General features: G+C 61.4%; 8 protein-coding genes. All 8 read right to left on the reverse strand.

Features of this window, described 5'->3' with window-relative positions; genetic code table 11:
- Positions 1 to 20: 20 nt before the first annotated feature.
- On the reverse strand, positions 21 to 1,559 hold the full coding sequence (locus tag JWU58_RS26535; protein ID WP_206421280.1) for an MFS transporter: 1,539 nt from the start codon (positions 1,557 to 1,559) through the stop codon (positions 21 to 23).
- 224 nt (positions 1,560 to 1,783) lie between these two features.
- On the reverse strand, positions 1,784 to 2,701 hold the full coding sequence (locus JWU58_RS26540; protein WP_016772273.1) for a LysR family transcriptional regulator: 918 nt from the start codon (positions 2,699 to 2,701) through the stop codon (positions 1,784 to 1,786).
- A gap of 132 nt (positions 2,702 to 2,833) precedes the next feature.
- Positions 2,834 to 3,700 carry an ABC transporter permease gene (locus JWU58_RS26545; RefSeq protein ID WP_041477414.1) on the reverse strand — a complete coding sequence of 289 codons (867 nt, stop codon included), beginning with the start codon at positions 3,698 to 3,700 and terminating at the stop codon, positions 2,834 to 2,836.
- A 20-nt stretch (positions 3,701 to 3,720) separates the two neighbouring features.
- The gene (locus JWU58_RS26550) at positions 3,721 to 4,581 is read right to left on the reverse strand and encodes an ABC transporter ATP-binding protein (protein ID WP_122698868.1); all 861 of its coding nucleotides are present in this window, start codon (positions 4,579 to 4,581) and stop codon (positions 3,721 to 3,723) included.
- Between the two features lie 17 nt (positions 4,582 to 4,598).
- Positions 4,599 to 5,495 (reverse strand): TauD/TfdA dioxygenase family protein, encoded by an 897-nt coding sequence (locus JWU58_RS26555; protein WP_206421281.1) that lies wholly within the window; start codon positions 5,493 to 5,495, stop codon positions 4,599 to 4,601.
- 333 nt (positions 5,496 to 5,828) lie between these two features.
- Positions 5,829 to 7,196, reverse strand: a complete 1,368-nt coding sequence (locus tag JWU58_RS26560; RefSeq protein ID WP_024011116.1) for an HlyD family type I secretion periplasmic adaptor subunit — start codon at positions 7,194 to 7,196, stop codon at positions 5,829 to 5,831.
- Positions 7,186 to 9,342 (reverse strand): type I secretion system permease/ATPase, encoded by a 2,157-nt coding sequence (locus JWU58_RS26565; protein ID WP_206421282.1) that lies wholly within the window; start codon positions 9,340 to 9,342, stop codon positions 7,186 to 7,188. Before JWU58_RS26565 ends, JWU58_RS26560 begins: the two co-directional genes overlap by 11 nt.
- Positions 9,343 to 9,375: 33 nt before the next feature.
- On the reverse strand, positions 9,376 to 10,728 hold the full coding sequence (locus tag JWU58_RS26570) for a TolC family outer membrane protein (protein ID WP_016772278.1): 1,353 nt from the start codon (positions 10,726 to 10,728) through the stop codon (positions 9,376 to 9,378).
- Positions 10,729 to 10,758: the final 30 nt, after the last annotated feature.

Consider the following 10,758-nt stretch of genomic DNA (forward strand, 5'->3'; position numbering starts at 1 on the left):
CTTCAGTTTCAGTACAGCGATCAGGTCGGCGCGCGCGGCGGATAAATCCGCGTCGGCAGCCAGAAAATCAGCAGGATCAACGCCACAGCGACGCCGGCCATGCACAGGTACAAATCGGACGAAGTCAGCACCACCGCCTGCTCATGCACGCGGTGAGCGAGACCCGGATCGCTGTGATCGGCCAGCGGCGAATTGCCGAGGCTGTCGACCAACATGGTCGAATGAAAATGCAGGCGCGCGGTGGTCAGCGCTTCGATGACGCCGGTGGCGACCACGGCGGCCAGGCCCTTGACGGTGTTGAACCACGCCGACGCGAAAGGCCCTTCCATCGGCGTGATACTGCCGGTCGACAACATCAGCAGCGGCAACACCGCCATCGGCTGGCCGAAAATCTGCAGCCATTGCAGGACGTAGAAATCGTCGCGAATCCACGCCGAAGTCAGGTGCGAACCGCCCAGGCAGGACAGCGCGAGCATGCTCAGACCAATGCCGAGCACCCAGCGGCAATCGACCCAGCGCAAGTTGCATAGCGCCGCCACCAATGGCAGCGCGATCAACTGCGGCAGCGCGGCAATGAGCATGATCGGCGCGGTTTGCGCCGGACGATAACCCTGCACCTGGGCCAGATAACTCGACGGAATCAGTACCACCGCCAGCAGCACGATCAGCACCCCGGCGAGGGTGATCAACGCAAACAGCAGGTTGCGGATGCCGAGCATCTGCAATTTGAAAAACGGAATCGGCTGCGACCATTCATTGATCATAAAAGCCACCAGCAGCAGCGAACCGGCACCGAGTAATCCACAGATCAGATTCGACTCGAACCAGTCCAGTCGATTGCCCTGCAACAGACCGATCACCAGCATGCAGATCGCCGGAAAGCCCAGCAGCAGGCCTTTCCAGTTGAACGTCTTGAGACGTTCCAGCCGCAGCGGATCCTGAGGCAATCCGTAAGCCACTGCGGCCATGGCGATCAGGCACGGCACGATGATCTGCCAGAACGTCCACTGCCAACCGACGTATTCAGTCCACAGACCGGCCAGCGGCGTGCCGAGTCCCGGGCCGAAAGTCGCGGTCAGTGCGTAGCCGGCCAGTCCGTACAGTTTGATGTTCGCTGGGAGAAAGCGCAGTGCGACGGTCATCAGCATCGGCGGCAATGCACCGCCGGCGAGGCCTTGGAGGATGCGCATCAGCAGCAGACTTTCGTAGTTCGGGGCGAACGGGCACAGCACCCCGAGCAGGGTAAACAGACCGATGGCGCACAGCGTGAAGCGGCGCAGCGAGAAGGTCACTGAGCACCACGGCGCGAAGGCCATGGCCGCGACCGACGTGGCCGTGTAGCTGGCGACCAGCCAGGTGCCTTCGTCGTAACCGATGTGCAGCGCGCCGCGAATGTCGGCGAGTGCGACTTTGGTGACCATCTCGTTGAGGCCCGAGACCAGCACGGCCAACAGCACGCCGACCAGACCAATGATGATCCGCGCCCCGAACACCGGTGGCGCAGCCGCCGTCGCCGGGCTGGTCGCGGCGAGAGGCGCCGGGACCGTCAGGGATGTCATGAATGAAAAGCTCCGGGGGTGAAATACCGGAGCATTTTAGTGGGGCTTGATGCTGACGAAAATTGACTTATTGGCAGGTTATAAGTGCATCAGACACAACGGTGAATGCCTATGTGGGAGCGAGCTTGCTCGCGAAAGCGGTGGACCAGTCGCCATTGAGGTGACTGATCCACCGCTTTCGCGAGCAGGCTCGCTCCCACAGGGATTCGATGGTGCCTGATGATTTACGGCTGTGCCGCCAGCCACGTTTCATCGCAGCAGGTCTTGAGGGTTTCACGCAGCCAGCGGTGGGCCGGGTCCTTGTCGAAGCGCGGGTGCCAGGCCTGGGTCAGCATCAGCATGGGCAGCGGAATCGGCAGGTCGAATGAACGCAGTTTCAGGCCCAGCCGCCGCACGCTGAGCAGTGCTTCTTTGGGCACCGGCAAAATCAGGTCGGAGTCGGGCAAGGCAAACATCGCCGCATGGAAACTCGGCGCGATCACCGCCACCCGGCGCTCCAGCCCCAACGCATTCAACGCCGTGTCGATCGGGCCGCGAGCGATGCCACGCCGCGACATGCTGATATGGGAAAAACCGGCGTAGCGCTCAGCGGTGATTTCGCCGTCGAGCAGCGGATGGTTCTCGCGCACCAGGCCGACGAAATGCGTGGAGAACAGGTTCTGTACCTTTACCTCCGGCGTGAGCGGCCGGGTGTTGCTCACGCTCAGATCGATGCGCCCTTCGCGTAGCGCTTCATCGTCGCCATCGCCTTCCGGGACGAAGCGCAATTCGCAATGCGGGGCGAGCTGGTCGAGGGTGTCGAACAGCTTGCCGCCATAAACGCCGACGAAGAAATCATTGGCGCGGATGCTGAAACGTCGACGCAAGGTGCCCAGTTCGACGCTATCGGCGGAGCGAAACAGCAGCGCCGCCTGCTCGACCACGTCGCGCACCTGTTCGCGCAGTTCGAGGGCTTTGGGGGTCGGCACCAGACCACGCCCGGCGCGCACCAGGATCGGATCGCCGATGGCTTCGCGAATCCGCGTCAGCGTGCGGCTCATGGCCGCCGGGCTGAGGTTCATCCGCCGCGCCGCGCCGACCACACTGCCCTCGTCGAGCAAGGCATCGAGAGCGACCAGAAGGTTCATGTCCGGGAGTTGCATGCTGAGCACTCTTGGCTGATCTGGATTGATCCATGCGCAATGCTAGCAGATCAAAAGATCGCAGCCTGCGGCAGCTCCTACAGAGGATGGTTTTCCCATGTAGGAGCTGCCGCAGGCTGCGATCTTTTCAGGTCAGCGCTGCATACCCCAGCGCTTGACGGTCACCCGCTCAAGGGTGGCAAACACCAGATTCTCCACCAGCAGACCAATCAGGATCACCACCGCCAACCCGGCGAACACCTTGTCGGTGTACAGCTCATTGCGATTCTGGAAGATGTACCAGCCCAGCCCGCCCTTGCCACTGGTCGCGCCAAACACCAGTTCGGCAGCGATCAAGGTGCGCCAGGCGAACGCCCAGCCAATCTTCAAACCGGCGAGAATCGAAGGCAGCGCCGCCGGAATCAGTATGAACAACACAAGGCGCAACCCCTTGAGACCATAATTGCGCCCGGCCATACGCAGCGTTTCGGAGACGCCGAGAAATCCGGCATAGGTATTCAGCGCCAACGCCCACAGCACCGAATGCACCAGCACGAAAATCAGACTGTTCTGCCCCAATCCGAACCAGAGCAGCGCCAGCGGCAACAGGGCGATCGCCGGCAACGGGTTGAACATCGAAGTCATCGTACTGAGCAGATCACGTCCCAACTGGGTCGAGACCGCCAATGTCGTCAGAGCGAACGCGAGGACAATGCCGATCAGGTAACCCTTGATCAGCACCACCAGGGATATCCACACCTTGGCCAGCAACTCGCCACTGAGCAGACCGTCGAACAGGGCCTGCGCGGTTTGCAAAAAACTCGGCAGCATCAGGTCGTTGTTCTGAATCCGCGCGACCACTTCCCAGATGATCGCCAGCACGATCAGGATCAGGCTTTTGCGCAACCAGCCCTGTTGCCACAGGCGCGTGCCAAGCGGCAATTCGCGCTCGACCGGCACTGCGGTCAGCGGCTCGAGCACGGTTTCGAATTCTTCACGCACGGATGATGAATGGCTCATCGGGTAGACCTCCTGGCCGTTCAATAGGCGATGCGAATGTCGTTGAAGTGGTGATCACGTTCGGTCTCCGGCGCCTGGCCCTCATCGAACAGCAGACGATGAATGCGCCGCGCCGATTCCTGAAACGCCACGCCGCCGAGGCTGTGCAGGTCGTATTGATGGCTGTGCACTTCGGCGCGCACCCGCCCCGGATGCGGCGACAGCAAGAGGATGCGATTGCCGACCACCAAGGCTTCTTCGATCGAATGGGTGACGAACAGCAGGGTGAAGCGCACCTCTTCCCAGAGCAGCAGCAATTCCTCCTGCATCTTGCGGCGAGTCAACGCATCGAGTGCAGCGAAGGGTTCGTCCATCAAGAGGATTTTCGGTTGCATGGCCAAGGCCCGGGCGATCGCCACCCGCGCTTTCATCCCGCCGGACAAGGTGTGTGGATAGGCGTCGGCGAATGCTGCGAGGCCGACCTTTTCCAGATAATGCAACGCACGCTCTTCGGCTTCTTTCTTGTTCAAGGTGCGCGAGGCGAGCAACGGGAACATCACGTTCTGCTTTACGGTTTTCCACGGCGGCAACTGGTCGAATTCCTGAAACACCACAATGCGGTCCGGCCCCGGCGCATCGACGCGCTGGCCTTGCAGGCGGATCTCGCCTTCGCAGGGCTGGATGAACCCGGCGACCGCCTTGAGCAAGGTCGATTTCCCGCAACCGGACGGGCCAAGCAGGACGAACCGGTCAGCCGGGTCGACGGCGAAACTGACTTGATGGGTAGCGCGCACCACCCGCTGCGGCGTGCGGTATTCGAGGCTGACGTGATCGACGGCCAGCAACGCTTCGCTGCGGGCGATCGGGTTGCTGGCCGCGTGGCCTGGCAAAGGGGCGTTCATGATCTATCTCCGGCAAATCAGAAAGGCGCGTCGCCCTGAATGGTCGTGCGATACAGCTTGCGGCGCAGATGCGCAGGGCAGCCGGCGGCAAGGTGGATCAGCGAGCGGTTGTCCCAGAACACCAGGTCATGCGGTTCCCACTGATGGCGGTAGATGTTTTGCGGCAGCACGCTGTGGGCGAAGAGTTCGCCGAGCAACTGACGACTTTCGTCTTCCGGCAGACCGACGATGCGCGTGGTGAAGCCTTCGCTGACGAACAAGGCCTTGCGGCCGTTTTCCGGATGAGTGCGCACCACCGGGTGCACCACTTCGGCGACCTGAGCCAACTGCTCCGAAGTCAGGGTCGGGCGCCAGTTACCCTCGAACTTGGTTTCGCTGTAGCGCGCGGTATAGGAATGCGCAGCGCAACGTCCTTCGACCGCAGTGCGCAACGCAGCGGGCAAGTCGTCCCAGGCTTTGTGCATGTCGGCGAACAGCGTGTCGCCACCCTCGGCGGGCAGCTCTTGGGCGTGCAGCATCGAGCCGAGACTCGGCAGCTCTTTATAGGAGAGATCGGAATGCCAGAATTTGCCGGCGTCACCGAGACCGATGTTATGGCCGTTCTCGATGATGTTGGAAACGATGAGGATTTCCGGGTGATTGGCCAAGAGGAATTGCTTGAGCACGTGGATCTGCAACACGCCGAAACGGCGGCTGAAATCGATTTGCTGTTGCGGGGTGATCTGCTGATCGCGGAAGACCACGACGTGGTGATCCAGGTGCGCGCGATGAATGCGCGCGAAGTCCTGATCATTGACCGGCCGGCGCAGGTCGAGGCCAACGATCTCGGCGCCGACGGCACCGCTGAAGGGGCGAATTTCGAAAACTTGTGGCGCGGCAGTTGCGGCGCTTTCGGTGGCAGTAGCGGCGGACATCAATCATCTCCCACGCACGGCGCGCTCACGGACGCGCTCGTCGATCAGACACTCACGCTGGATTGCGTGTCGGTTCAGGTCGTGCGGCGCGCCGATTGGTCGGCAGGTACGCAGGTGGGTGACTTTATAGCTATAAGAATTGGAAATTAAATACCGTTAATGAATAACGATATGGCGAATGGTGAGGGCGTGGGTGACCATTTGTGTCACTTACCGACGGATATGTAGCGCTTCGGAGGACGCCTTCGCGAGCAGGCTCGCTCCCACAGCTGGAATGCAATCTCCTGTGGGAGCGAGCCTGCTCGCTAATGGGCCGCCAGCAGCGCTGAAGACCTAGCGCTCGTGCAACGCCTCAGCCCGCGCGCGGATAATCGGCTTGAGCAAATAGCTCAACACCGACTTCTTGCCGGTGATGATATCCACCGAAGCGACCATCCCCGGGATGATCAGCAGTGGCTTTTCATCCGTGCCCAAGTGGCTGCGCTCGGTGCGCACTTTGATCACGTAGTAAGTGGTTTTCTTGTCTTCGTCGGTGATGGTATCCGCACCGATCTGCTCTAGCTGCGCCTTGAGCCCGCCGTAAATGGTGTAGTCATAGGCGGTGAATTTGACGATTGCTTCCTGACCCGGATGCAGGAACGCGATGTCCTGCGGGCGGATCTTGGCTTCGACCAGCAGGGTGTCATCCAGCGGCACGATTTCGACCATGTCGCTGCCCGGCTGGATCACGCCGCCGATGGTGTTGACCAGCAACTTGTTGACGATACCCCGCACAGGTGAGGTAACCAGCGTACGGCTGACGCGGTCTTCCAGCGCCTTGCCGGTGGCCTGGGCCTTGTTCAGATCGGTGCGCGCTTCGTTGAGCTGGGTCAGCGCTTCGCTGCGGAATTTGCCGCGGGTTTCGTCGATCTTGCGCTGCACTTCCTTGATCGCCGATTCCGCGCGCGGAATGGCCAGCGTGGTCGCATCGAGCTGGCCACGGGTTTCCACTTCGGCACGCTTGAGACGCAACACTTCCACCGGCGAGACCGCGCCCTGCGCCACCAGCGGCTCGGACATGTTGATTTCCTGACGCTGCAAGCCGAGTTGCTGACGGTACTGCGCCTGCTTGGAACTGAACTCGCGCAGCTCCTGCTGACGCTGGATCAACTGCTCCTGCAAGCCGCCGATTTCATCGTGCAACTGCTGACGGCGGCTGATGTACAGCGACTCTTCGCTTTTCGCCTGGCCCGGCACGGCTTTGAGCACGTCCTCGGGGAAATTCAGCGGACGATCATCGACTTCCGCGCTCAGGCGCTCGACCCGCAGCAGCATCGACAGGCGATCAGCCTCGGTTTCGCCGACGTTGGAGGCAAAACGCGTGTCGTCGAGACGAATCAGCGGCGCGCCGGCCTCAACGATCTGGCCTTCCTTGACGAACAGCTCGGAGACGATACCGCCCTCCAGGTTCTGGATTTTCTGGATCTTCGACGACGGAATCGCCTTGCCGTCGCCCTTGGTTACTTCGTCGATCACGGCGAAGTTGGCCCAGAGCATGAGGAACACGAAGAAGCCGATGATCGCCCAGATGGTCAGGCGCACGACGCGCGGGGCGTCTTCGATCAGCGCCTTGTTGACCTCCGGCAGCGGCTGACCCTGCAGCGAGGCAGAGCCCTTGAAGTAGCGACGGATCGACTCCTTGACACCGGACTTAAGCAACACTGATCTGCCCCTTCTTCAACGCTTCCATCACGGCGGCTTTCGGGCCGTCGGCGAGAATTTGCCCGCGATCGATCACCAGCAGCCGATCGACCAGCGACAACAGCGATGCCCGGTGCGTGACCAGCACCACGGTCTTGTTTTCAATCACTGCTGCGAGGCGTTGCTTGAGGCGTTCTTCGCCGGTGTTGTCCATCGCACTGGTTGGCTCATCCATCAGCAGAATCGGCGGATTGAGCAACAGCGCCCGGGCCAGGGCGACGTTCTGCCGCTGACCGCCGGAGAGGTTTTGCCCACGCTCGCCGACTTGCAGCTCGTAGCCTTGCGGGTGCAGACGGGCGAATTCGTGGACGCCGGCCAGTTCGGCGGCTTGCAGCACCAGCTCGTCTTCGACGTAACGCGCGCCGGACACCAGGTTGTCACGCAGGGTGCCGGACAGCAGCTGAAGGTCCTGCGGCACGTAACCGATGTTGTAGCGCAGTTCGCTGACGTCGATCTGGCGGATGTCCACGCCGTCGACCAGCAAGGCACCGTCGTCCGGTTGGTACAGGCCCACCAGCAGTTTCGCCAGCGAACTCTTGCCCGAACCGCTGCGGCCGATGATGCCGATCTTCTCGCCGGGACGGATCACCAGGTTGATGTTCTTCAGCGCCGGGTTCTGCTGGTCCGGGTAGGTGAAGCTGAGCTGACGGCATTCGATCGCACCCTGCAGCACCTTGCGGCTCAGCGGGCGCTCCTCGAAGTTGCGCTCCTGCGGCAGCTCCATCATCTGGTCGACCGAGGTCATGGTCACCCGCGCCTGTTGATAGCGCGTGAGCAGGCCGGACAGCGACGCCAGCGGGCTCAGCGCGCGGCCACTGAGCATGTAGCAGGCAATCAGCCCGCCCATGCTCAGGTTGCCGGCGATGATCTGGTACACGCCGAAGACGATCATGATCACCCCGGCCAGTTGCTGGATCAGCAAGGTGATGTTCATTGCCAGACCGGAGAGCATTTTCACTCGCAGCTCGAGACGGCTGAGGGTGCCGATGGTCTGCTCCCACTGATACTGGCGCTCGCTTTCAGCGTTGTTGACCTTGACCGCATCCAGGCCGGCGAGGGTTTCGATCAGGCTCGACTGGCGCTCGGCGCCCAGCGCCATGGTGCGCTCCATGGTCGCGATCAGCGGCTTCTGCAAGGCGTAGCCGATCAACAGGGCAATCGGGAACGCCAGCACCGGAATCCACACCAGATGCCCGCCGAGAATGGCGATGACGATGAAAATCAGGATGGTGAACGGCAGGTCGATCAGACTGGTCAGGGTCAGCGAGGCGAGAAAGTCGCGCAGGCTCTGAAACTCGTGGATGTTCTGGGCAAAGCTGCCGACCCGCGCCGGGCGGTATTTCATCGCCATGCCGACAATGCGCTCGAACAGCGTGGCGGAGATGATCAGGTCGGTTTTCTTCCCGGCCAGATCCAGGCACAGGCTGCGCAGGCTCTTGAGGATCAAGTCGAAGATGTAAGCGCCGGTGATGCCCAGCGCCAGCACCCAAAGGGTTGCTTCGGCCTGGTTCGGTACCACGCGGTCGTAGACGTTCATCACGAACAGCGGCGCGGCCATGGCGATGATGTTGATCAGGAAACTGGCGGCGATCGCATCGGCGTACAGCCAGCGCGAACGCTTGAGGGTGTCGCGAAACCACGAGCGTGCGCGCGGGATCAGCGTGCCGTGGTTGACGTCGAATTTGTGCTGCGGCTGGGCGAAAAAGACTTTGCCGGTGTAATCGTCGGTCAGCAGTTCACGGCTGACCACCGACTCGCCGCCATCGCTTTCGCTGAGCAGTACGCGTGCTTCGTCGTCGCCCTGCCAGCCGAGCAGGACGGCACTGCGGCCATCCTTGAGCAGCAACAGCGCGGGCATGGCGATCGCCGGAATTTCTTCAAGCTTGCGCTGCAACACCCGCCCCTGCAGCCCGGCGCGAGCCGCTGCGCGCGGCAGCAACTCGACACTCAAACGTTGTTTGGGCAGCGGCAGGCCGGTGGTCAGCATCGCCGCGCTGGCAGGCTTCTGGTGCAGCATGCACAGGGCGAGCAGACCATCCAGCAACGGATCGTCATGCAACGCGCGTGGATCATGGCTGAGTTGAACTCGACTGACTTCTGATTCCACGCTCGACACTCTTTAACAGTTGAAAGGGATAACTCAGTTCATCCCAGGCAGCTGGACCTTGGGCTTCACGTCGTTCTGCACAACGGATGCCAACGGCGCGACCACTCCCTGGCTTTTGAGCAATTGCCCCATGGTCGCCTTGATTCGGTACTGAGTAAATAACTGAATGTTCTTGATTTCCGCCAGACGCCGCGAGGCGGTGAACAGCTCGTTTTCGCTGTCGAGCAAATCCAGCAGGGTGCGTTCGCCGAGGCTGAATTGACGCTGGTAGGCGGTACGCACCGAGGTGCTGCGATCGACGTACTGCTGAGCGATCGGCACCTGAGCGTTGGCGTTGTTCAGGGCGTTCCAGGCCAGGCCGAGCTCTTCGTTCAACTGACGCAGGGCGTTGTTGCGGATGTCCAGCGCCTGGTTGGCCAGGTACGACTTGGATTCCAGATCGGCCTTGTTGCTGCCACCGGAATACAGGTTGAAGCGCATGCGCAGCATGGCCTGCCATTCATTGTTGTGGCCGTTCTGGCCGTCGATATCGTTATCGGCGGTACGGCCCAGTTCGGCGTCGAAGCGCGGGTAGAAGGTCGATTTGGCGGTGGCGAACTGCTTCTCGGCAGCGGCAATATCCGACTCGGCGGAACGCAGGATCGGGCTGTTTTCCAGCATCTGCGCGCGGGCTTCATTGAGGTTGGCCGGCATCATCGCCATGAACGGCGCCGGGCGCTCGAGCTGGTCGGGCATCTGGCCGACGGCGCTGAGGAAGTTGGTTTCCGCGTCGGCGAGGTTGGTCTGTTCGGTGATCAGATTGTTGCGGGCCTGGGCCATACGGGCCTCGGCCTGATCAAGGTCGGCACCGCTGCCGACGCCGCGCTGGGTGCGCAGCTGGATCTGATCGTAGATGCGCTGGTGGCTCTTGAGGTTTTCCTCGGCCAGACGCACGAATTCGCGACGGGTCAGCACGTCCAGATAAACCTGGGCGACGGTCAGCGCAGTGCGTTCGGAAGTGCCCAGCAACGAGTAAGCACGGGAGCTGACGTTGGCTTGTTGACGCGCAACTTCGTTGGACGTCGCGAAACCGTCAAAAACCATTTGCGAGAGACGTAAACTTGACTCGCTGCGGTTCAACGTCTCCCAGTGATTGCTTCCACCGTTCGCTCGAGTGGTCACACTGTCAGTGCCTTCACGGCCATAACCGCCCAGCAGATCGACCTTGGGCAGGTATCCCCCTTTCGCAGCCTTTAACTGATAATCCGCCGCCAATCGACTGTTGACCCCCGCCTGAATCTCCGGATGGACATCCAGCGCCTGTTGCATGGCTTCTGGTAAGGATTGTGCTTGTACGAATGAGGCGGCGAGAGCGAAGGGAGCGGCAAGGAGCAAAAGCGAACGCATGGTTGGAATTTTCCCGGAACTTCTTGTCTT

Origin of the sequence: Pseudomonas atacamensis, assembly GCF_017167965.1 — a bacterium.
GTDB classification, from domain to species: Bacteria; Pseudomonadota; Gammaproteobacteria; order Pseudomonadales; family Pseudomonadaceae; genus Aquipseudomonas; species Aquipseudomonas atacamensis.